General features: G+C 45.8%; 25 protein-coding genes. All 25 read left to right on the forward strand.

The window, feature by feature from the left end; translation table 11 throughout:
• The first annotated feature begins 74 nt into the window (after positions 1-74).
• The gene (locus LQV63_RS08130) at positions 75-2,795 is read left to right on the forward strand and encodes a stalk domain-containing protein (RefSeq protein WP_233696313.1); all 2,721 of its coding nucleotides are present in this window, start codon (positions 75-77) and stop codon (positions 2,793-2,795) included.
• A gap of 59 nt (positions 2,796-2,854) precedes the next feature.
• Entirely contained in the window at positions 2,855-4,015 is a 1,161-nt protein-coding gene (locus LQV63_RS08135) for a sensor histidine kinase (protein WP_233696314.1), read from the forward strand.
• Positions 4,016-4,019: 4 nt separating this feature from the next.
• Positions 4,020-4,742: a response regulator gene (locus LQV63_RS08140; RefSeq protein WP_019424702.1), complete on the forward strand. Its 723-nt coding sequence runs from the start codon at positions 4,020-4,022 to the stop codon at positions 4,740-4,742.
• A 124-nt stretch (positions 4,743-4,866) separates the two neighbouring features.
• Entirely contained in the window at positions 4,867-5,307 is a 441-nt protein-coding gene (locus LQV63_RS08145; protein WP_233696315.1) for a glycosyltransferase, read from the forward strand.
• Between the two features lie 312 nt (positions 5,308-5,619).
• On the forward strand, positions 5,620-7,722 hold the full coding sequence (locus LQV63_RS08150; protein ID WP_233696316.1) for a DEAD/DEAH box helicase: 2,103 nt from the start codon (positions 5,620-5,622) through the stop codon (positions 7,720-7,722).
• Entirely contained in the window at positions 7,715-8,608 is an 894-nt protein-coding gene (locus LQV63_RS08155; RefSeq protein WP_233696317.1) for a ComF family protein, read from the forward strand. The genes LQV63_RS08150 and LQV63_RS08155 overlap by 8 nt, the downstream gene beginning before the upstream one ends.
• A gap of 85 nt (positions 8,609-8,693) precedes the next feature.
• On the forward strand, positions 8,694-9,104 hold the full coding sequence (locus LQV63_RS08160; protein WP_233696318.1) for a TIGR03826 family flagellar region protein: 411 nt from the start codon (positions 8,694-8,696) through the stop codon (positions 9,102-9,104).
• Positions 9,105-9,202: 98 nt separating this feature from the next.
• Complete coding sequence (flgM, locus tag LQV63_RS08165; RefSeq protein ID WP_233696319.1) at positions 9,203-9,478, forward strand: flagellar biosynthesis anti-sigma factor FlgM; 276 nt, start codon at positions 9,203-9,205, stop codon at positions 9,476-9,478.
• 14 nt (positions 9,479-9,492) lie between these two features.
• A complete protein-coding gene (locus LQV63_RS08170) occupies positions 9,493-9,993 on the forward strand; it encodes a flagellar protein FlgN (RefSeq protein ID WP_019424709.1) in 501 nt (166 codons plus the stop codon).
• Between the two features lie 27 nt (positions 9,994-10,020).
• A complete protein-coding gene (flgK, locus tag LQV63_RS08175; RefSeq protein ID WP_233696320.1) occupies positions 10,021-11,589 on the forward strand; it encodes a flagellar hook-associated protein FlgK in 1,569 nt (522 codons plus the stop codon).
• Positions 11,590-11,633: 44 nt separating this feature from the next.
• Complete coding sequence (flgL, locus tag LQV63_RS08180) at positions 11,634-12,548, forward strand: flagellar hook-associated protein FlgL (RefSeq protein WP_233696321.1); 915 nt, start codon at positions 11,634-11,636, stop codon at positions 12,546-12,548.
• 27 nt (positions 12,549-12,575) lie between these two features.
• The gene (locus LQV63_RS08185; protein WP_233696322.1) at positions 12,576-12,977 is read left to right on the forward strand and encodes a DUF6470 family protein; all 402 of its coding nucleotides are present in this window, start codon (positions 12,576-12,578) and stop codon (positions 12,975-12,977) included.
• Positions 12,974-13,420, forward strand: a complete 447-nt coding sequence (gene fliW, locus LQV63_RS08190; RefSeq protein ID WP_233696323.1) for a flagellar assembly protein FliW — start codon at positions 12,974-12,976, stop codon at positions 13,418-13,420. Before LQV63_RS08185 ends, fliW begins: the two co-directional genes overlap by 4 nt.
• Before the next feature lies 1 nt (position 13,421).
• Complete coding sequence (gene csrA / locus LQV63_RS08195; RefSeq protein WP_233696324.1) at positions 13,422-13,661, forward strand: carbon storage regulator CsrA; 240 nt, start codon at positions 13,422-13,424, stop codon at positions 13,659-13,661.
• Between the two features lie 52 nt (positions 13,662-13,713).
• Positions 13,714-14,100 (forward strand): flagellar protein FlaG, encoded by a 387-nt coding sequence (locus LQV63_RS08200; protein ID WP_019424715.1) that lies wholly within the window; start codon positions 13,714-13,716, stop codon positions 14,098-14,100.
• Positions 14,101-14,118: 18 nt separating this feature from the next.
• Entirely contained in the window at positions 14,119-15,573 is a 1,455-nt protein-coding gene (gene fliD / locus LQV63_RS08205; RefSeq protein WP_233696325.1) for a flagellar filament capping protein FliD, read from the forward strand.
• 20 nt (positions 15,574-15,593) lie between these two features.
• Positions 15,594-15,995, forward strand: a complete 402-nt coding sequence (fliS, locus tag LQV63_RS08210) for a flagellar export chaperone FliS (protein ID WP_233696326.1) — start codon at positions 15,594-15,596, stop codon at positions 15,993-15,995.
• Positions 15,988-16,365 carry an MEKHLA domain-containing protein gene (locus tag LQV63_RS08215; RefSeq protein ID WP_233696327.1) on the forward strand — a complete coding sequence of 126 codons (378 nt, stop codon included), beginning with the start codon at positions 15,988-15,990 and terminating at the stop codon, positions 16,363-16,365. Before fliS ends, LQV63_RS08215 begins: the two co-directional genes overlap by 8 nt.
• A 104-nt stretch (positions 16,366-16,469) precedes the next feature.
• Positions 16,470-17,285 carry a flagellin N-terminal helical domain-containing protein gene (locus tag LQV63_RS08220; RefSeq protein WP_325175860.1) on the forward strand — a complete coding sequence of 272 codons (816 nt, stop codon included), beginning with the start codon at positions 16,470-16,472 and terminating at the stop codon, positions 17,283-17,285.
• Between the two features lie 135 nt (positions 17,286-17,420).
• The gene (locus LQV63_RS08225; RefSeq protein WP_325175861.1) at positions 17,421-18,236 is read left to right on the forward strand and encodes a flagellin N-terminal helical domain-containing protein; all 816 of its coding nucleotides are present in this window, start codon (positions 17,421-17,423) and stop codon (positions 18,234-18,236) included.
• A gap of 309 nt (positions 18,237-18,545) precedes the next feature.
• Complete coding sequence (locus LQV63_RS08230) at positions 18,546-19,361, forward strand: flagellin N-terminal helical domain-containing protein (RefSeq protein ID WP_325175862.1); 816 nt, start codon at positions 18,546-18,548, stop codon at positions 19,359-19,361.
• 102 nt (positions 19,362-19,463) lie between these two features.
• Positions 19,464-20,096 (forward strand): hypothetical protein, encoded by a 633-nt coding sequence (locus LQV63_RS08235; protein WP_233696328.1) that lies wholly within the window; start codon positions 19,464-19,466, stop codon positions 20,094-20,096.
• Positions 20,097-20,109: 13 nt separating this feature from the next.
• Positions 20,110-21,987, forward strand: a complete 1,878-nt coding sequence (locus LQV63_RS08240; protein ID WP_233696329.1) for a motility associated factor glycosyltransferase family protein — start codon at positions 20,110-20,112, stop codon at positions 21,985-21,987.
• Positions 21,980-23,011: an SDR family NAD(P)-dependent oxidoreductase gene (locus LQV63_RS08245; protein WP_233696330.1), complete on the forward strand. Its 1,032-nt coding sequence runs from the start codon at positions 21,980-21,982 to the stop codon at positions 23,009-23,011. Before LQV63_RS08240 ends, LQV63_RS08245 begins: the two co-directional genes overlap by 8 nt.
• Before the next feature lie 37 nt (positions 23,012-23,048).
• Entirely contained in the window at positions 23,049-23,774 is a 726-nt protein-coding gene (locus LQV63_RS08250; RefSeq protein ID WP_233696331.1) for a cytidylyltransferase domain-containing protein, read from the forward strand.
• Positions 23,775-23,790 lie beyond the last annotated feature (16 nt).

The following is a 23,790-nucleotide window of genomic DNA, read 5'->3' on the forward strand; positions in this document are numbered from 1 at the left end:
TAGAAGAGTTGAATAAATGGGGAATCGATACATATCAGTCATCATCTATTAGCTGGGAAATGGGAGAGTTGGATATGATGAAGTCACCTGCATCCGCCATACGGATGCCTAAGGGTCGTTGGGGAACGAAAGCGGCAGTCGTTGTGCTGTCGGGAGCGCTGCTGATTCAACCGCTTGCGGGTTGGGGAACTTATGTTTATGCAGATGGATCGAGTGGGACAGTGAGCAACGCATCTATCAATCAATTGCAGAAGCTGAGCGAAGAAATTATTACTTCAGGCGCGAGACTCGTAAAATATCAATATGCGACCAAGCGCGGCAGCAAGACATACAAAACGTTGATCAATGTCATTGAAGCGGATTTGCAAAATCAATATTTGAAGCTAGATGTTATGACGGGCCAGAATGGGAAAACGGCGGCAAGCCAGCCCGTGACGAAAATGACGAAAGATACCGGAGCTGTCGCAGGGGTGAACGGGGACTATTGGATGATGGGCTCGGACCGCGTTCCGATGGGAGGCTCCATTTCCAATGGGGTCCTTATTACAAGCCCGGCGGAGCTGCAAGGAATGTACGCGTTTGCTGTATCGAAGGATGGCAAGCCTAGCATCGGGCAATATCGCTTCGAGGGGAGTATCACTGCTTCCGACGGCGAGACCTTTCCACTCTCTGGCATCAACAAGATGAAGTATGACAAAGAGCCTGGCAAAGTCCATAGCCATACGAATGCGATGTATATTTATACAAGCGCTTGGAAAGGGACAAAGCGGCCGAATGACACCACATCGACACCTACGGAGGTATTGGTCCGCGATGGAGTCATAGAGCAAATATCCGAGATGGCGCCGCTTCCGATAGACGTGCCGGAGGATGGGTACATTTTACGCGCTCATGGAAAGGCAGCTGAGTTCATCCGGCAACATATGCAGGTAGGAGCACCTGTTCAGTCCGACTATCGTCTTATCTCCCAGTCTTCGGGACAGGCTGTCGATCCGTCATCCTTCCAGATGATGATAAGCGGTCATACGCTGCTTGTGGAGAATGGGAAGGCATCGGCCTTTACACGGGATACGAGCGGGATTAGCGGCAGCTCGGTGACGGCGAGAACGGCGGTAGGCTATTCCAAGGATGGGCGCTACGCCTATATTGTAACCGCGGAATCCAATAGCGTAAGCTCAGGGCTCACACTGAAGGAGTTCCAGCAAGCACTCTTGCAGGTGGGCGCATGGAAAGCGGTGAATCTGGATGGCGGCGGCTCCACGACGATGGCCGACCGGCCGCTCGGAGAGACCGAAACGAAGCTTACTCATGAAACGAAGGAAGGCGGCAACAACATCCGCTCCGTCGTGAACGGCCTGGGCGTCTATACGACGGCCCCTAAAGGTCAAGTGAAGGGCATGACGCTGCGCGGAGAGAAAACGTTGTTTATCGGGCAACGTGCTACGTTCAGCATGAAGGGCTACGATGAATACTACAACCCGGTAGTTGATTTTACCGGCGTGGATATAAAGTGGAGCGCGTCTGATGATAAGCTGAAGTGGGACGGAGATGCGTTCGTAGCCAATAAATCGGGAAAAACACAAGTCGTGGCAGCATCCGGCGGAGCGAAAGCGACCGAGGAAGTCGAGATAATCGGCGCCGATCAAATCGCTGAAATGCGCATCGCAACGTCTTCTGCTCCATTGAGCGAAGGCTCCAATATTAAGCTTCCTGTGAAAATTACGCTACAGGACGGCCGGAATTATACGTTGCCTGCCTCGTCCGTGAAATGGGAAACGAGCGGCTTCCAAGGAACGGTGCAAGAGGGCAGCCTTCACGTCGATTCAGTGCCGGAAGGCACGAAGATTGGGTATGCCATTGCAAGCTATGATGGGTTGCGCACGATGATTCCGCTGACGGTCGGGGCAGAGAAGCTGTTTGAAGACTTTAATGCCGTTAACTATCCTGTCTCCTTCTCTGGATTGCCAAATGGGACGACGACTGGACAAGTTGCTGTTGAGGGAAGCATTGGAGACCGATCGGCGAATGATAAAGCGTTGAAGCTCACGTACGACATGACGTCAGGCACGGGCAACAAGTTTGCCTATGCGGAATTGAACGGCTCTACAGGAATCGAGCTGCCGAGCGGTACGAGCGGCATGAAGCTCGACGTGTACGGCGACAAGAGCTTTAACAATCTGCGGATGGAAATCCATGATGCGAACAAGAAAATTCATTATGTCAATGTGCAGGAATCAATCAACTGGGAAGGCTGGAAGACGCTAGAGGTCAACCTTTCTTCCGAGAACATTGCTTACCCGGCGAAGCTGAAGCGTCTCTATCTCGTGAATTTCGCCGATGGGCAGGATGAGCGCGCTCCGCAAGGGATGATCGCGATTGACAACTTGAGAGCGCAGCTGCCGGCTGGGTCGTCTTCGATACTAAGCAATGCAGCGATGGATCTGACGGTGAACAGCAAGTCGGCGAAGATTAACGGCGAGACGAAGAGTCTTGACGTTGCTCCTATGGTCCTAAATAGCTCGACATACGTGCCGGTCCGCGTCATCCTGGATGCGTTCGGTGGAGAAACGAAATGGGACGGAGCCTCCCAAAGGGTCACCATCCTGCGCGGGGACCGCTTTCTAGAAATGAATGTCAATCAGAAAACTTTTAATCAGAATGGCAAACGGCTTACGTCGGATGTCGCACCTGTTGTCCGCAACAATCGAACTTTAGTCCCGCTGCGGCTCGTATCGGAACAATTAGGCCTAACTGTAAAATGGGAACAAAAAACGAAGTCCATTACCATACGTTGATGTGTTATGATAAAGGGTGAATATCCTTTCATCCTTTACGACAAGGAGACGGAATGTAAGTGGAGAATCAAGTCGATGTGATTGACCGCGTAATTAAAAATGCAGTGAAAGTAATGGAAGATAGCAAGTATCAAATATATGAGATTTTGGACTCGTCACGCCATGAAGCCATTAACATGTGTAATGAGCTTCAAGAGGTGATGGACCAGACGGCGGAAATATGTGATAAAGTGGACGAGCTGGAACGAAACTATCGTCTGGCTCGTTTGCGTTTGACTGATGTCAGCCGTGACTTCGTACGCTATACGGAAGACGATATTAAGCAGGCTTATGAGAAGGCGACCCAGCTGCAGTTGGAACTTATGATTTATCGGGAGAAAGAGGGCTATCTCAAAACACGGAGAGATGATCTGCAAAAGCGTATGCGATCCGTTGAAGGTTCAATTGAACGGGCGGAAACGATCGGATCTCAGATGAGTGTCGCCCTCGAATACTTGTCGGGAGATTTGAGTCAGGTCACTCGTATTTTAGAGTCGGCCAAGAATCGGCAGCTGCTCGGTTTGAAGATCATTTTGGCCCAAGAAGAAGAGCGGAAGCGCATCGCGAGAGAAATTCACGACGGACCAGCCCAGTCTCTGGCGCATCTAGTGCTTAGGACGGAAATTGTAGAAAGAATGCTGTTGAAGCAGGATTTTGAACTGGTGAAGAACGAAATAGTAGATTTGAAATCTCAGGTTCGTTTCGGTCTGGAGGAAATACGCAAAGTTATTTTCAACTTGCGTCCGATGGCTTTGGATGATTTGGGGCTCGTGCCGACAGTGCGCAAATTCATTCATGATTACGAAGAGAAGCACAGAATTAAGACGTCTTTCGAAATTAGAGGACTGGAACGGCGTCTTAAATCGGAAATGGAAGCCGCCATTTACCGACTAGTGCAGGAGGCGTTCACGAATGCAGCGAAGCATGGGCATCCATCTCATGTGACGTGCGAATTGACCTATGACGAGAACGAGGTTCGACTTGTCATTCGAGATAATGGATTTGGATTCAAGGTGGAAGCCCTGGAGACGAAATCAAAAGAGCATATGCACTTCGGAGTGCTAGGCATGAAAGAACGCGTGGAATTGCTCGAAGGTCATATGGACATTCATTCAGCTGAGAACCGCGGGACTCGAATCGTGATTCAAATTCCAACGAATGTGGAGAAGAGAGAGGAGTAAACCTATGGAGAATCGTAATATGGGAAGATCACAGATTAAAGTACTCCTTGCTGACGATCACCAGCTTTTTCGTGAAGGATTAAAACGAATTTTAAATATGGAAGAGGATTTGGAAGTTATCGGGGAATGCGGTGACGGCATCCAAGTCGTCGAATTTTGCAATCAGGAGATACCGGATGTCGTGTTAATGGATATTAACATGCCGGTGGAGAACGGGGTGGTGACTACTGAGCGACTTCGTGATATTTTCCCTGACGTGAAGGTAATCATCCTATCCATACATGATGATGAAAGCTATGTATTCGAGACTCTGCGCAAAGGGGCTTCAGGTTACCTGCTGAAGGATATGGAGGCGGAGTCGCTTATTAATGCGATACGATCAGTCGTTGGCGGGTATGCTTACATACATCCCAAGGTTACGGGCAAGCTGATTCAACAGCTGCGACGCATGACGTTGTTGGATGGCAGTGGAATCGTAAATAACCAATCCGGCCGGGATTCGGGCGTGAAATTTATTGCCGCGGAAGATAACCCGTTGACGAGACGGGAGGCCGAGGTGCTCCGTTTAATGGCGGAGGGCAAGAGCAATAAGATGATTGGCGAATATTTGTTCATCAGTGAGAAAACGGTGAAAAACCACGTCAGCAGCATCTTGCAGAAGATGGAGGTTGATGACCGGACGCAGGCGGTTATTAACTCCATTAAGAATGGCTGGGTTACGCTGTAACATATTCTAAATTAAAATGCATGTTCAAAAAGTTAACTTTTTGAACGACCTCTATAAAAGGCGACGCATGTCCGTCACCCTGACACCCCTTGCGGCATACACTTGGTAGTAAGGAGGTGGCCGCATGATCGCAATGCTATTATGGATTGTTGGGTGCTACGGGTTGGCGGTAGCGGCCGTTCATCTGGCGCATAAATGGCAGAAGCTGCTGCGTGGTGCCGCACCGGCTCCATGGATGCATGTCGTTATCGTGACTGAAAATGATGAACGCCATATGGAATGGTTGATGCGGGCGTATAGTTGGTATGCATGGCTGAAAGGGCGTCGTTTGCACTTTACCGTTGTCGATTGTGGTTCCACGGATGCAACAATCCATATTGCTGCGCTTGCGGCACAAGGACACGGCGTCAGCTGGCAGGGGCTGTACATTCGTCAGGATGAGCTGGAAACGGTTCTTATGGATTTACAGCAGCGGCAAGCAGCAGAGGAAACATTGATTGTCGTTCAACCGCGTCGAAAAGAAGATTGGACGAAAGTTCCCTTTGTGCCTGGCAGTGCGATGTAGACATCGCGAGTCCTGTTCGCACCTGCACATCATCTGTCTAGTTTTCAAAGGGTATCTATGAGTCACGATTCTTGTGAACGGATACATCGAGGACATCTTTTTGCAGATTTTTGTAATAATGGGTTGCCAGAAAGGGCGGAATCGTATACAATTTTATACAAATACGATAGGCGCTGAGCATGAAGCACATGCCATTCCGATTAACGGATGGGGTGTGCTTTTTTTGATCTCGTGGACCAGACAACGTGAACAGGCCGACATCACCACTGTATGCTTCAGGAAAGCGCCGTGCGAATGAAGGAGAGAAAGAGGATGCAGGTAAGAATCTATGCCGTGCGAACGGAGTGCGGGTGGAACACAGGTATGACTCTGGATTGGCGCGTGGATGCAAGCTATTGGTTGTCAGAGGATGGGCGCAAGGCGAATGGAACGAAGCTTGTAATACTGCAGCAGGCTGTCTCGATTCAGGTTGGCTTGTCGGTACTCGAACAGTTCTTGTTCGTAGAAGAGATGGATGAATGGGGAAAGCGGAAATGGACTCAATATTTTGCCGAATTGCTTATACCGCATCGCGAGACGTTGGAAGAAAGTGCGCAGCTGCTGCTGGCGGAAGAACATCTGGATGTGCTAATTGTCGAGCCGCCGCATTCCGAGCCTACCTCGAACACGTACGTTAAGGAGCATCGAGATCAAGGATACTTGGTTGCCGAACGTGCGGCCATCTATATGGGAGAAGAAGAGCGTGCTATAAGCAACATCGCCGATGTGCATAGTCACCAACAAGAGGAAAGAACAGGGGCGCAGCGCGCTCCTCTTTCTTTGTATGCGGATGCGCGGCAATTTGCAGATGTGATGTGCGGGCGATTGCTGTTGGACGAGGAAATCGTTCAGCTTCTTCGTCACAAAGGGTGGGAGCGACTCGTTCCGATGAGACATGTGCTCATTCAATTTGGTTGGCTGCAAGGATGGTTGGAGGTACGTTCCGGCATTCAATGGAGTCGGGAAAGTGATGCTCATGAGCGAAAGAGGAGGAAAGGGATATGGTGGCTGAGTACATCATCACTGTGGCCGTTCAAAGATAAATCCACGGCAGCCTATTGCGGTCGATGTGGGAGTACAGATGGGTTAAATGCTTCTTCCTGCGCATCGTGCGGCTCCAAGCGATGTCTGACGTGCACACAATGCTTGAATCTCGGTCGCAGCCGCTCCTGCGCGCTGCTCATTAGAGGCGTATTACAGCAGGAAGCGAACAGCTGTCAGCAAGCAGAGCCTGTCGAAGAGAGACTAAAAAAATGGAGCTTGGCCCCGGCGCAAGCAGCGGCGAGCACACAGGCCTTGCAGTACATTCAGACACTCCGGGAGAAGGTGCGGCGTAATCGGAGAGACAAGTTACTACAGGGGAAAGGAGCGTTCTTGCTGTGGGCGGTGACAGGGGCGGGGAAGACAGAAATGATATTTCCACTGATCGAGGATACGCTGCTGCACGGCGGACGAGTGCTTGTAGCTACGCCACGGCGTGATGTGGTGTTGGAGTTGAAGCCCCGCATTGAGAAAGCATTTCCCGTTCAGAAGGTGGTCACCCTTTATGGCGGCAGTCCTGAGCGTTGGAACGAAGGCATGCTCACACTTGCGACTACGCATCAGCTGCTTCGCTTCGCAGAAGCTTTTGAGCTCGTCATTATTGATGAACTCGATGCGTTTCCGTATCACAACGATCCCATGCTCCATCGGGCTGCGAATCGGGTATGCCATCCAGGAGGCGTGTTCGTCTATTTGTCTGCCACGCCTCCGGAATCGATGCAGCGGGACGTAAGGCGCGGGAGAATGGCTCATGCCAAGGTTCCGGTCCGATTCCACCGTCATCCGCTGCCTGTGCCAGCTCACATTACGATGCCTGCTGTCGAACAGTGCCTCACTCGCCGTTCGCTGCCTGCTCCGTTGATGAAGCGATTGATGCATTCAGTCGAGCGGGGAGCCCAAGTGTTCATCTTCGTCGCCCGGATTCGTCAGGTTGAACCGATGGTCCGATTATTGAGCAACCAGTTGCCTGGAATCCCTGTAGGCGGCACTTCTGCGGTGGATGAACTGAGAAGTGATAAGGTGATGCGATTTCGGGAACGGAACATTCGCGTGTTAGTGACGACGACCATTTTGGAGCGGGGAGTGACGGTGCCGAAGAGCGACGTTTATATTTTGGATGCGCATGACCGCCTCTTCGACGCCTCTTCGCTTGTTCAGATGGCAGGCAGGGCAGGCCGATCGAAGGATGATCCCGCAGGCAGCGTCGTATTCGGTTCGGCCCAATGGAATGAGGCGCAGCGGAAAGCCGTGTATCAGATTCGTGAAATGAACCGGATCGCAAGGCGAAATGGTTACTTGCTGCCTGATGAGGAGAGGAGGAAGCAGGTTGGTTAGCTTGCCGCAATGGGGCGAGTGGATGGAGAAGGCCTATGGGAGATTGCTGCAGCCGCGAGTGAGCGCTTGTTTCGTCTGCAACAACAAAATAAGCGGTCCGTCGTCCTCTACGACTACAATGGAACCGCGCGCGAGCAGGCTGATGCAATTGCTGTGCTTAAAATGCATTGCGACAATCCCGTGGATTCAGGCTCTCGGCTGTCCTTCATGCGGACGCAGCATTCGCTGCACCGACTGCATGCGGCATCCGCTTCCGAAGGACGGGTTATCCGCCAATCGCAGCGTCGTGCAATATGATGAGCAGATGAAGCAGTGGCTCGCCGAATACAAGTTCAGAGGGGACATCCGTTATGAGCGTGTTATGGCGAATATGATGATATCGTCGTATAGTCTGCTGTTCGAATCGGTGTGGACTAGGCGCTCGAGAGTACGGAGACCACGACTGCTTCTGGACGCGGGGGATAGTCTACTGCCGGACCTCATCACCTATGTTCCCACCAGTGAGGCGCGTCTGCGCACACGCGGGTTCAATCAAGCGGAGCAGTTGGCGCTAGAGTTAGGTCGAGCCTGGAAGATTCCGGTCCTACCACTGCTTGCACGGGTACAGGAATCCGAGAAGCAGAGCATGCAGTCGCGTGGCGGGAGGGCGAGTAATATCGCGCACGCTTTTGTCATGAAGGAACAGGCCCGGAACGACTTGATTGCCACCCTGCGAGATCTTCCTGTGGAACGATGGAAGACGCTTAACGAGGTGCGCTTGTTGCTAGTGGACGACGTATATACGACAGGCAGTACGATTCGCGCATGCGCGCGGGAGATTGCCGTCTGGAACAAGAAATTTCGCATTCCCGTTGCGCTCGCGAGCTATACTTGGGCTCGAGCGTGAACGTATCTAAAAAACTGCTCGTCAACTGTCGATGAATAGGATATGATGAGATCATATGCAGCAAGCATCGAAGGGGGCGAAAGACATGGAATTGAGCAATTGTCCGCGCTGCGGAAGACTGTTTGCGAAGGCGTTCAGAGACCTCTGTCCGGCTTGCTTGAAGGAGATCGAACAGGAATATGAACGCTGCGTTGCTTATTTGCGTGAGAAGCGTCAAGCCGCGATGCAGGAGCTGAGCGAAGAGACGGAAGTAAGCGTGCGGCAGATTACCCAGTTCATTAAGGAAGGCCGCATCTCGGTATATCAAGCACCGAATTTGACGTATGAATGCGAATTATGCGGCAACCCGATTCGGGAAGGTCACATGTGCGAAGTATGCAGAACGAGGTTAATCCGAGATATGAATGAAGCGCGACAAGAGACGAGTGCAACTGTGGAGAAGCCTTCATCCGGTAATCGGGCTTATAAAGTCATTGACACGAAGCGGGAAAGATAGTATAACTTCTTTCAAATAATACTTAATATATCTTGACAATAAGCCGATAATCTTAGTAATGGTTATCGGCTTTTTGATTTTTAATGAGGTGAATCGAGATGAAAATTAATGAGACGCAGCGTCTTGGAGCGATAAATACTTATCAGAAGCAGCAGGCAATGAACCGTGCCTCGCAGAAGCCTTCCCGCAAGGATGAGTTGATCATCTCCACGGAAGCGAAGGAAATGCTGGATGCGCAAAATCGCGTACAGGATACAGGGCGCAGCGAGCGACTTGCGGAGTTGAAGCACGCAGTAGCTACTGGCACGTACCATGTAGAATCGGATAAGATTGCGGAAAAACTACTTCCCCTGTTTAAAAAAGACGTCGAATGAGCGGAGGACCAAACGTGAGTGCATCAGCATTAATAGATGTATTGAGTCGAATGGAAACGGTCTATCAGCAGCTTGAAAGCATTGGAGAAGCGAAGACGCAGGTCATTATTCAAAATGATATTAAAGAGCTGGTTCGTCTGTCGAATCAAGAGTCAAAATGGTTGAAAGGCCTTTCCGCTCTGGAAGAAGAAAGGGAAGAAGCTGTATACGCTTTTTTACAAAGTAAAGGAATTAAATCCAAATTGAAGCTCACCTTGACCGAGATTATGAAGCTCGTATTTGATGCTCAAGAACGTACTCAGATGATGGCGGTGCAAGAGAGGATTGCCGCTACACTTCAGCGTTTGAAGCAAGTGAATGATCATAACCAAACGTTAATTGAACAATCATTGCATTTTGTAGAGTATCAATTGAATCTTTTTATAGATTATTCAGAACAGGACATGCTGTATCATCGCCCTGAACAACCAGCCTCGAGCTACAGCAGACCTGGCATGTTGGATACACGTGCTTAGATAGATACAGAAAGGAACGAAGTGAATATGAGATCAACCTTTCACGGGCTAGAAACGAGTAAGCGCTCCTTGTTTGTTCAATCGACGATGATGCAGACATTGGGGCACAATATTGCGAACGCATCAACGGACGGATATACGCGCCAGCGCGTCAACGCTACCGCAACCCGCCCGTTATCGATGCCTGGCATGTTCAATAGCGTGGCGCCGGGACAGCTCGGGACCGGCGTTCAGTATGACAGCATTACCCGCATCAGAGACAGCTTCCTCGACGTCCAATTCCGCAGAGAGAACCAAACGTTAGGCTCCTGGAGCATTGTCGATGATACCATTCGCTCCATTGAAGGCTTTTTCAATGAACCTACCGAAAATGGAATGCGCGGCGTCATGGATAAGTTCTGGAACTCCTGGGAAGTTCTTAACCGGGACCCTTCCTTGCTCAGCGCGCGTGTAGAAGTAGTTGGCGCGGCCACGAACATGACGAACATGATGAAGCATATCGACGAATCGTTGACAAAGCTGGAGAACGACATCAATTCCAGTATTAACATCAAGGTCAATGAAGCGAATGACATCATCAACAACATAGCCAACCTGACTGACATGATCAAGCGTGTGGAAGGCACGGGGGATAATGCCAACGACTTCCGGGATCAGCGCGATCTTCTCATTGATAAGCTTTCAACGATAGTTGATGTTCAAGTGACAGAAGGCGAGCACGGCGACATGACGATTTTGGCGGGCGGCATCACAGTGGTTGAGAATGCAGAAGTGACACCGATTACCGCCGATATTGCAGCCACAGCCGGTCAACTGCAAGGTTATGCCCTATCGTTGGGAGAAGTAGGGAAAGTTCGCGATCAGATGAATGCGATGGTGCAGACGATGGTTACAGGCAACGTGCAGGTGGAATTGGCTGCGGGATATGTTGCCTCGTCCAACTTGGTTGCGAAGAGCACTGCCGAGCTGGAAAATGGCATGACCATTCCGCCGGGAGGCACCATTCCAGCAGGGGCGCGCCTGAAGAGTGCCGCACAGGTTGAAGTGAGCGGCTTCAATGGGCTGCATTCCTTGGGATATTCGCTATCAGATCCCGCCAAATCGGGAATTCCGTTCTTTACGTCCACTGATGGTGGCAACTTCTCCATCTCCAATATTCAAGTGAATCCGGAAATAACGAATGATGTAAGCAAAATAGCGGCTTCGGGCCGATACGATACGGTAAACGGACAAAACGTAACGGTCAAAGGGAACAGTGTTATTGCCCACGCTCTGGCTTCCTTGCGTGACAAAACATTCACTTACCCAAGCGACATGACTTCGTTGTCCACTGGCTCGATTGACGACTACTATCGCGCTATGATGGGCGACATGGGGACACGAGCAGCCAATGCAGAACGCAATGTGAAAGTTCAAAACGATATGGTGGATTCAGTCATCTTCCGCCGACAATCAGTAAGTGGTGTATCCTTGGACGAGGAAATGGCGGACATGATTCGATTTCAACACGCTTATAATGCGGCAGCCCGCAACATGACGACGGTGGATGAAATGCTAGACAAAGTAATTAACCAAATGGGCGTAGTTGGCCGTTAAAGATACACAATATTTATTACCATGAATAGCAAGGAGGACTTGAAATGCGCGTTACGAGTTCCATGCAAAATACACAGTTGCTGCACAATTTGCGGTATATGAACAGCAACATGACCGATTTGAACAACAAGCTTTCTACTGGACAGAAAATTCATAGACCCGGTGATGATCCTGTCGGTATCGGTTACCAGATGCGCTATGACAGCGAGTTGAATCGAAACGATGAATTCACGACGAATGCCCAGATGGGGACGGGAATGCTGCGAACGATGGACTCGCTCATGCAGCAAGCGAGCGACGTCCTCAAGCGGGTGCGGACACTTACGCAGCAAGCATCAACTGGAACCACACCTGATGATGCTCGCAAGTCAACTCTCGCTGAGATTAAGCAGCTCAAAGAACAGTTGGTTATGATCGGGAACAGCTCTTACAATGGGCGATATTTGTTTAACGGACAGAAGACAGATCAATCTCCTTACACGAACGATGGCTCGGCAACGGAACAAACCGATCAAGGCATATATAAATTGAACGTGAGTCCTTCAGTTACTGTTCCGGTTAGCATTACAGGAGAGTTGATTTTCGGCAGAGCGATTGATACGACGAAGCCGATCGATAAAAGCAATGATAACGTGTTCCAGACGATGGATGATATTATTAAATCGTTAGAAAACAACGATACTCAAGGAATGCTGTCGAGTTTAGATCGAATCGATGCTTCATCCGATCGAATCAATACGCAGTGGTCAGAGATTGGCGCGCGTATGAATCGCTTCGAACTGATGGAAAATCGTTTGGCAGATGACAAAGTGAGCTTGAAAGAACAGCGCAAAGGTGTGGCGGACACAGATATGCCGGCTGGAATTATTGAATTGAAAACACAGGAAAATGTATTGCAAGCGGCATTGTCGACTGGTGCTCGCATTATGCAGACATCGCTTATCGACTTTATCCGATAAAAGGTTCTCGCGGAAGGATGATGAAGATTGCGGATATCGGATACCATTCGTCAAGTCCAGTCTTATTCATTTCATTATGAACCAGCAGAATTACATATACAGAACCGTAGTGCCGAAATCGACATGAATTGGGATTCGGTGTGGAACGAGCTAGGGCTGTTACGACCATCGGGAGTTGCTCAAGACATAAGCGAATCTTCACGCCAAGCGGCTATGAGTGCAACCGCACAGTATGCCCAAGAAGGCGATAGCCTTGGCAACATTGCGAAGCAGAAGGTTACCTTCGGTCAGATTGCTTTTCAACGATACATGCAGAAGGGACAGAAAGAAGTTCGCATTTACGCTTTACCTTCCCAAGGAGTATCCATAGATGTGAGGATATTTCCACCTGAAATTGAAGTGCAAACGAAAGGTGTTGTCCGAGATTGAAATCGTCGAATGAACATGTGATATCAACGGTGATTAATAGTCCAAGTTATGGAGAACTTTTTCCTCAACCTCATCAAATCTATGAGTTTGTCAAAGGCATGGTCGGCTTTCAGTCGATAGTTTCTTATGCACTGATGCCTTATGAAGATTCGGTGTTGTATATTTTACACGCATTAGATGAGGAACGAAGCTTCATATTAATGCCCGCCGAGCATGTTCAGGACTACAGCTTTACCATTGACAAAGATACAGTGGAGGCTCTGGAAATCGGGCAACCCGAAGATATTGTGACGATGCTTGTGGTTAACATTATCGATGGCGCGATTAGCGTAAATTTGCAGGCTCCAGTTCTGTTCTCGCCAAAGACAAAGAAGGGCTGCCAGTATATTATTACAGACTCTAACCTTCCGGTTCGTCACTTTATTCAGGGAAGGGGAGAGTAGCATGCTTGTTCTGAAACGTAAAATCGGTGAAACTGTAATGATTGGCGATGAAATTGAAGTTCGTGTTCTCGGTGTAGAAGGAGAATACGTAAAGCTGGGATTTTCCGCTCCAAAAAACGTTCAAATTATGCGTAAAGAACTGTACGAGAGCATTGCTGAGGAAAATGCTACAGCTGGACAAACACTTCTGTCTGATAAAGAGATGGAGAAAATGTTAAAGCAGTTTAAAAAGAAGGACTAAGAGGATTGACCAAACGAAAAGTAAATATGTACATGTTACGAGGTGGATTAGGATGGGAAATGTTCATCGTACAGACACCAACGGATTAGACTTGCAAGTACATCGTGCGACGATACAATCGGTAAGGAATGTGCTCATAAAAGAGTTGCCAGAAGAAAAAGTTGCCTTACAAAAAGGGACTGAAAAGTTTGATTACGAGCATTTGCGGCCTGAGGAAAAACAGGATTTACAGAAAAAAGTGGAAGAACTAAATGAATCAATCGCAAATTCGGGGAAAGAAATTCATTTTAAATATCATGATGATGCGAAAGAGTTATATGTCGAGGTTGTTGATAAGGCGACAAAAGAAGTCATAGCAAGCCTGCCTCCAGAGTTTCTAATCGAATTGTCTGTAAAGATGAAAGAGCTCATAGGCATGTTTTTGGATGAAAAAATCTAATGGAAGGTGGTAGTAACGATGGGATTTAGTATTGGTGGTCTCGCTTCTAATCTGGATACGGGCATGATGATTGAAAAATTAATGATGTTGGAGAAAATCCCGTATAACAATCTGGAGCAGAAGAAAAGCGATTTCTCTGGTTTTCAGTCATATTTTCGGAATTTGAATACCAAGCTGTCTACGCTGCGTGATAAAGCTTCCGATCTAACGTTTAACGCCAGCTTTAAGCTGACATCGACCAAAAGCTCGGATGAGCAAGCCGTGAAAGCGGTCGGTTCCGATAATGCCGTAACCGGTAACTATCAGGTTACGGTAGATAAGTTGGCGAAGTCGCATGTTATTAAAGCAAATGAATTCAGTGAAAAGGGCGATTCCAGCGCACTCGAAAACGAGACGATTTCCCTTACTCAGCCAGATGGGAGTAAGGTTGACGTTACGCTGAAAGGGAAGACGTATGGGGAAATGCTGGAGAATCTTAAAAACGATATCAATAAAAATAGCAAAACAGTCTCCGCATCCTTGGTAGAGACATCTCCGGGAAACAAAACCTTGGTCCTCACTTCGGTCAAAACGGGGGTTGAAAATAAGTTCCATCCAGGCAGCGGAGGATCCTCCGGAATCGGTATCACTGGCAGTGGCAGCATCTTGAACGATCTTGGCATAGTGTCCGGCGGCAATTTCCAAGAGGTTCAGGCGGCACGGGATGCAGAATTGAAAGTCAATGGTTTGACCGTTAAAAGTTCCTCTAACGAGGTTAAAGGCGTCATTGACGGTGTCACATTACAACTGCAAAAAGAGTCTTCTTCGGCAATGATTACGGTAGGACAAGATTCCGAAAAGGTCATTGAGAAGGTTAAAGGATTCGTGGATGCATTTAATGAAGTCCGCAAGCTCATTCGGGAAGGCATGGCGAAGCCAGAAGAAAAACCAAAAGATGACAAGACGGCTTACCGGAAAACAACGCTGCAAGGGGACTCAACATTGCGGCAGTTGGATATGGAATTGGGCAGTTGGATGTCAAGCAATATTGCAGGCTTGGGCACATTGTCAGAACTTGGCATCGAAATTGACAAGGATAAAAAAGGGGCTGACATGACGGGGCAAATCGTCTTTGATGAGAAAAAATTCAAAGAAGCTCTGGAACGGGACCCTGATAAAGTGATATCCATGTTTAATATGGATGAGACAGATGCGAAAGGAAACAAAAAGCAAGGGATCGCAACCATTCTTAGTGAAGAGCTTCCAACCTGGACGAGCAAGGCTAACGGCATTTTACAATCCCGCGTCAATGGCTACGACTCTGAGATTTCTTTTATTACAGAATCGATGAGCAAAATGGAAGACCGTCTGACGTTGAAAGAGCAGCAATTAAAGAGACAATTTACAGCTATGGAAGTGGCGCTGAGCAAATTGAAAAACGAACAATCTTGGATGACCAGCCAAATTAACAGTTTATCTCGTCAAAGCAGCTAGCGGGTTAAGGGGATGAATAGATGTACACGAATATGAGCGCCGGTTATCAAGCATACCAAAAAAATAAATATGAAACGGCTTCCCCTCATAAATTAATCTTGATGCTGTATTATGGGGCGCTAAAGTACACGAATCAGGCGGAAGCTGCGCTTTCGGAGGGCAATCCTTTGTTGGCTCACCAGCATATTTTGAAAGCCCAGGATATCATCTATGAGTTGATCTCTTGTGTGAACGAACGGGAAGGCGGCGAAATTGCGCAAAACCTTAAAAATTTGTATTTGTATGTCATCGAGCAATTAGTGCAAGCCAATGTTCAGAAATCAGCACAGCCATTAGCCGAGGCAAAAGCAGTCATTCAATCCATCAAAGACGCCTGGGAAACGATCGGCAAAGAAGTTACGGCAGGTCAAAATTATGCATGATGCTCAGAGCAGGCTTGCTGTCTATGATGAAATGATTGACTTGTGTCAGCGATATTTGCTAGAGATGAAAGATGGTACGGAGTGGCGGGATGCAGCGTTTCAGCTTTTCGAGAAGAATTGGGATGAGTTAAAAAGACGCTTGCCGTCTGAAGAGACAGGAGCGCTCAGCAGGGAAGAGAGGGAACAGGAAGTTGCCCGTTGTCACACGCTGCGGGTTCTTTATCAGTCCATTATCGATCGCATGGAAAGACAGTTCAGCCAACTGACCTCCCAAGTTCAAGGCGTCCGCCAAAGCAAGACGATCATGAATGCTTATCAAGGTATGGGAAGAACAGATCAGGTTGCTTATTATTTTGATGAAAAAAAATAAATATTCTTGTGTGCCAGCTATAAAAAATGTATGAGCATTATTCGATATATATAATAGGCCGCAAGGATGTGGCCCAATAATAATATCATGGAGGATGATTAAGAATGTCGATGTTTATTAACACGAACGTAGGCGCAATCAATGCTCACCGCAACTTGGGCATGAACAACACTGCAATGGGTAAGACAATGGAAAAATTGTCTTCCGGTTTCCGCATCAACCGTGCGGCAGACGATGCAGCAGGTCTTGCTATTTCTGAAAAAATGCGTTTCCAAATCGGCGGTATGAACCAAGCAATGCGCAACGCGCAAGATGGTATCTCCCTGATTCAAACGGCTGAGGGTGCTTTGACAGAAGTACACTCCATGCTGCAACGTTTGAACACGCTGGCTAACCAATCCGCTACGGGTACTTATGATGATACAGACCGTGCGAACACACAAAAAGAAGTGGATGCGTTGCTTTCAGAAATTGATAATATCGCAAAATCCACAAAATTCAACGGTATTAGCTTGCTAAGTGCTGACAATAAAGTTACTTTCCAAATTGGTGTTTCAAAAGATAATGTTCTCGAAGCTGACTTAAAGAATATGGATGTAACTAAGCTTGAAATCAATGGTCTTAAGATCGGAAAACAGACTGAAGCAAGTGACGCTTTAGAAAAAATTGAAAAAGCTATTAATACGGTATCTGAGCAACGCGCATCCTTCGGTGCAATTCAAAACCGTCTGGAACACACAATCAATAACTTGGGCGTAACCGCAGAGAACCTGTCCGCTTCCGAGTCCCGTATCCGCAATGCAGATATGGCAAAAGAAATGACAGACTTCACTCGCAACCAAATCCTGGTTCAAGCAGGCACAGCTATGCTGGCGCAAGCTAACTCTGCTCCACAAAGCGTTCTGAAGCTTTTGGGATAATAGCTTTCTCTTTAACACTTACATTTCCAATTTATTTTTTTATTTTCGTTATAAAAAATGCATAAGCATTATTCGATAATTATAATAGGTCGCAAGGATGTGGCCCAATAAAGATATCATGGAGGATGATGAAGAATGTCGATGTTTATTAACACGAACGTAGGCGCAATCAATGCTCATCGTAACCTGGGCATGAACAACGCTGCAATGGGTAAGACAATGGAAAAATTGTCTTCCGGTTTCCGTATCAACCGTGCTGCAGACGATGCAGCAGGTCTTGCTATCTCTGAAAAAATGCGTTTCCAAATTGGCGGTATGAACCAGGCTATGCGCAATGCGCAAGATGGTATCTCCCTGATTCAAACGGCTGAGGGCGCCTTGACAGAAGTCCACTCCATGCTGCAACGTTTGAACACGCTGGCTAACCAATCCGCTACGGGTACTTATGACAATAAAGACCGTGATAACACACAAAAAGAAGTGGATGCGTTGCTTGCAGAAATCGATAATATTACAAATTCAACTGAATTTAACGGCATCAGCTTACTAAATAACACCGGAAAAGTGAGTTTCCAAATTGGTGTTTCAAAAGATAATGTTCTCGAAGCTGACTTGAAGAAGATGGGTTCCGAGGCGCTTGATCTCAAAGATCTTGAAATTAAAACTCAAGCTGATGCAGGTACAGCCTTAGCAAAAATTGAAGCTGCTATTAATACGGTATCTGAGCAACGCGCGTCCTTCGGTGCAGTTCAAAACCGTCTGGAACACACTATCAATAACTTGGGTGTAACCGCAGAGAACCTGTCCGCTTCCGAGTCCCGTATCCGTAATGCTGATATGGCAAAAGAAATGACAGACTTCACTCGCAACCAAATCTTGGTGCAAGCAGGCACGGCTATGCTAGCGCAAGCGAACTCCGCACCACAAAGCGTCCTGAAACTTCTGGGATAATACTTATACTTATTTCATTTCCAGCCTATATTGGCTGGAAAATTTTTTATCGAGATTAGAAAAGCCCGACCGGGAATGAGAACCCCCTTAAAAATAGCAAAGCCTCCTTAATTGGGGAGGCGGAAGATCTAATCCCTCATTGGTGATGGTTGTTCAATCACGCTGGGCAATGACCTTCTTTTTACGATCTCTTTGCTGCACGATTATTTTTTTTATTCTTGGTATAAAAAATGTATAGGTAATATTCGATAAATATAATAGGCCGCAAGGATGTGGCTTAATAATAGATATCATGGAGGATGATTAAGAATGTCGATGTTTATTAACACGAACGTAGGCGCAATCAATGCTCACCGTAACTTGGGCATGAACAACACAGCAATGGGTAAGACAATGGAAAAATTGTCTTCCGGATTCCGCATCAACCGCGCGGCAGACGACGCAGCAGGTCTTGCTATCTCTGAAAAAATGCGTTTCCAAATTGGCGGTATGAACCAAGCAATGCGCAATGCGCAAGACGGTGTCTCCCTGATTCAAACGGCTGAGGGTGCTTTGACAGAAGTACACTCCATGCTGCAACGTTTGAACACGTTGGCTAACCAATCCGCTACGGGTACTTATGATGATAAAGATCGTAAGAACACGCAAAAAGAAGTGGCAGCGTTGCTTAGTGAGATTGACAACATTGCAACTTCCACAAACTTCAATGGCACGAAGTTGCTGAGCGCTGCCGGCAGCGTCAAATTCCAAATCGGTGTGGATAAAGACAACGTTCTTACTGCGAAGTTGGCTGCAATGGGAACTAAAGCTTTGGGAATTAGCGGCTTAAGTATTTCATCTCAAGCCACTGCTTCAGCTGCACTGTCGAAAATCGCTAGTGCAATTAACCTGGTTTCTACTCAACGTGCAGATTTTGGTGCGGTTCAAAACCGTCTGGAACATACGATCAACAACCTGGGTGTTACTGCTGAAAACTTGTCCGCTTCCGAGTCCCGTATCCGCAACGCTGATATGGCTAAAGAAATGACAGATTTCACGCGCAACCAAATCTTGGTGCAAGCAGGTACGGCTATGTTGGCACAAGCGAACTCCGCGCCGCAAAGCGTACTGAAATTGTTGGGCTAATTCTTTTTTTTGCTTGAAAACCTCGTTTATAATAAACGAGGTTTTTTTCTGTTTAAATAGAGCTAAGGAACCAATAGGGTGCCTATTTAATTATTTGGGGGAATGACCGATATAAAGCATAGTAGTTATAAACACAAGGGTGTGATTTTTTTGAAGATATGTATTGATGGCGCTTGGGAAGAAAGAGAGTTTCATTCCGCAGAAGAAGTCAATGATTTTTGGATGTCAAGAACGATGCCTATCTTACAGGCCGATCGTCTAATTTATTATGTTGAAATCGGCGAAGAGAGATATTATAACGGTTATGAATCCGTAATATTAGAGAATTATCAAAGTATTAACGAAATAAAGATAGTTACACAAACAAAAGCCGAGTGTTTTACAATTACACTTGAAGATTTGAAAGCCTATCTCCCGCGAGTTGTTAATGAAATTCCTGCAGTTGCAGAGAGATTGTACGCAGAAGAAATTGATGATTTAAAAACATTAATAACACCCATTATTGAATCCTTACAATGGATTGTTAGCGCTTTGGAGTTCGCTTATGCGATAAGCGAAGGAATGAATGACGAATGCAGAACGAGACACTCTTTTGAACAATTGTACAGAAACGTAGAAGCTTTTGTAGAGAAATTTCATGAACAACTAAGTTGGAGCAATTACGTTGGCGCATCTGATCTTCTTCAATACGAGCTTGTTCCGGTACTGGAAGAGTGGATTATAGACGTTGCTTAAGGAGTGAGCGATATTGGATTATCTATTGTCAAATACTAAGGTTTTAAATAAATATTTCCCTCAAGTCGCTGAATTATTGAAAGTAAACAAGGTAGATGATGCCGTATATCGTAAAATTACTTCTCGCGATGGCAGTCCCAATATTGAAATCCATAAGAATGAACGGATTGTCGCCTTACACAGTTTATATTATCCAGACAGGGAAGCTGAAGCTTGGTTTAAGTCTATTGGTGCTAGAATAGAAGAATCTGGCCATGTATTGGTTATTGGATTAGGGCTTGGATATCATTTGCAGCATCTAGTAAAAAAATATCCGACGAAGAAATATTATATTTATGAGCCGGATATCCAACTGTTGCATTCGGCGCTATCGCTTCGTGATTTGACTGGCATATTAAATCATCCCAGCGTCATGACTTTGGCCGTGGGAGAAGAGGAACATGTATTGACGCAACTTCTTCAATCTATTTCAAGTCTAGTGACAGATAGGTTCGAAGAAGTTATTATCCCCATCTATAAGCAATTATATGGTGAAACCATTAACAAGCTTCATACCATATCGAAGCAAATCTTATTACAGTATCGTGCCAACTATATAACACAATATTATTTTGAAAAGGCCTGGTTTCAAAATATTATTTACAATATTGATAAAGTGTTAACATCTAAATCGATAGCTTCACTTGAAAAAGCTTGCGGCGATTTACCTGCCATTATTGTTGGTTCGGGTCCTTCATTAAAAGATGATATTGAATACATAAGGCGAATCGGCTCCAAGGTTTTAATCATAGCAGCAGGGTCAAGTGTGCAAGCTCTACTGCATCATAATATTGAACCTCACCTTGTCATTTCAATGGATGGAGGAGAACCCAACTTAAAGGTATTTCAAAATGTAGATACAACCCATATCCCGTTGTTATTCGCAACGACGATTCATCATGGAATAGTTGAGCAAAACCATAAATGGAGATTATCTACAAGATTAAACCTTGAAGAAATAACTCCATATTTATTCTCAAACAGCGAAGGAGAACCTTCTTTTATTTCAACCGGATCAGTAACAGGAACTTGCATTCAATTCGCAGCTTTCATAGGCTGTAAGAAGATTTATTTGGCGGGTCAAGATTTGTCTTATCCTAATGATGAATATTATTCGGAAGGCATTAAACATATTACCGAGGAAGCAAAGAAGAATACGATTGAAGCCGCCGCTGAATGGATAGAAAATGTTCATGGCGGGAAGAACCGTACGACAGATAAAATGCTGATAACTTTAAGAGATTTAGAGATATTAATGTCAATATATACGGATATTGAGTTTATTAATACATCGAGCAAGGGAGCAGCTATTAAGCACACAGTTTTCAGACCAATGAAAGAATGCGAAGAGGATTTATTGATTTTATCTGATCGAGAGAAAGATTGGTTTAAACAACTTATTGATGAAATTCCTGCTTATAGTGAACAAATGATTAGCAAAGTTGGAGCAAAATTGAAAAGTGAGCTGCAGGCACTAAATGTGTTAAATAAAAAGACAAGCAGTATCATCAAACTAATCTCCGAACTTGAACATTTAAACCCCAATCAAAAAGAAAAGTGCAGTAAATTATTAATGAAAGTAAATAAACAATGGGGCCAAGTGACTGGCAGCGGCAGTTTTAAGTCATATATCTCATTTGCATTGGAAACTCCTTTATCTCAATATATGCGTTATGTGCCCGACATTGTTAATGAAACAAATGAATATAAAAAGTCTAAATTAATTGTCGAGCATTTGGGGAAATTCACTGCAAGTATTTCGGAATTTATTCCGTTTGCAGAGGAATGCATAGAAGAAGGGCTTAGTCGTGTAGATAAGATTGCGAATGGAGCAGAGACATCGTATGCATAATTTTTTTTGCGGCAAAAAAATCTTGATTATCGGCGGAACGGGAACTATAGGCACAGGTCTATTAAACCATCTGTTATCCTGCAATCCGGCTGTAATTCGAATTTTTAGCAGAGATGAGTATAAACAATTCAAATTACAACAGCAATATAGAGAATATAGTAATATTCGTTATCTTATCGGAGATGTAAGGGATTATCAACGTGTCATTCGAGCCATGGAAGACATCGACTATGTATTTCATGTGGCAGCTATGAAGCATGTTCCTTCATGTGAATATAATCCTTTTGAGGCTGTACAAACCAATATAATTGGTACACAAAATGTTATCCAAGCTTCATTGGAATGTGGTGTTTCAAAGGTGATTTTTACAAGTACAGATAAAGCAATAGCTCCTACAAATACATATGGAGCATCGAAGTTAATGGCGGAGAGACTTATTTCGGCTGCCCAATACCAAGCCGGTACGAAAAAAACAGTGTTCGCTGCTGTCCGTTTTGGAAATGTAATGGGCTCCAGAGGTTCCGTCATACCTTTGTTCAAGCAGCAAATTGCCGAGAGTCGCAAAATTACCGTCACATGTAAAGAAATGACCCGCTTTATGATGACAAAAAAACAGGCAACGCAATTAACAATGAAGGCGATGATGTTAGCGAACGGCGGCGAAGTGTTTGTTCTCAAAATGCCGGTTGTCTGCCTTCAGGATCTTGCTGAGTATATAATTAGGCATGAGGCTAATAAATTAAGCATTTCTTCTAAGTTAATCGTAATAGCGGAGATCGGTCTACGCCCCGGGGAAAAAATGTACGAAGAACTTATGACAGTGGAAGAGGCAAAGCATGCTCTGGAAACGGAAGATATGTTCATTATTCCTAATGCATTCATGAAGTCACATCAATATGCAGGAGCAAGACCGGCTCAAATTCGAAGTTATAGTTCAGGTGATGTTGAGCCTGTCAATACTGAAGAACTGGAACAGTTATTATTCCAAGGCGAAACGGTTGAAGAGTTATTGAAAGCTTATTAACGGTATAGAGGAAAGTCAAAAAGGTGGTGCGTGCTTTGTGAAAATCGTAACCATTATACAAGCAAGAATGGGCTCAACTAGACTGCCTGGTAAGGTTTTGCTGACATTAGGGGAGACGATAGTTCTAGACTATGTTGTAAGCCGATGCAAGCAAATAAAGGGCGTCAATGAAGTCATAGTGGCCACATCAACGGAAAAAGCAGATGATGAAATTGAGCAGTGGTGTAATGAACATCAGATTCTTTGCTCACGCGGCTCACAAGACGATGTTTTATCAAGATATTACAAATGTGCTAAAGAACAGGAAGTTGATTATGTTTTTAGAGTTACATCCGATTGTCCGTTTGTAGATTATGAAATGGCGACAGATATAGTAAATTACATGCAACAGGATCAGTATGACATCATAAAAGTTGAAGGTGACTTACCAAGAGGTTTGGTTGCTGAACTATTTTCATTTGAGACGTTAGAATATATGAATAAACATGGTCTGGAAGAACGTCACCGGGAGCATGTAACTTATTATGCATATGAGTATCCTGAATATTTTAGAATAGGACATTTTCAAGCTGATATAAGGTTACAGCATCCACATTTAAGAGTGACTCTAGACACGAGCGAAGATTATGATTTATGCACATCAATAGCAAATCAATTTAAAGATGATTTGCTTGTATCTTCACAAGATGTCATAACATTTTTACTGAATCATCCTGAAGTTGCCTCTATTAATGCGCATATCGAACAAAAACAAGTAATTTAAGTAGGGAAGGGAACTA

The sequence above is a fragment of the Paenibacillus profundus genome, from assembly GCF_021369635.1.
GTDB lineage: Bacteria > Bacillota > Bacilli > Paenibacillales > Paenibacillaceae > Paenibacillus_B > Paenibacillus_B profundus.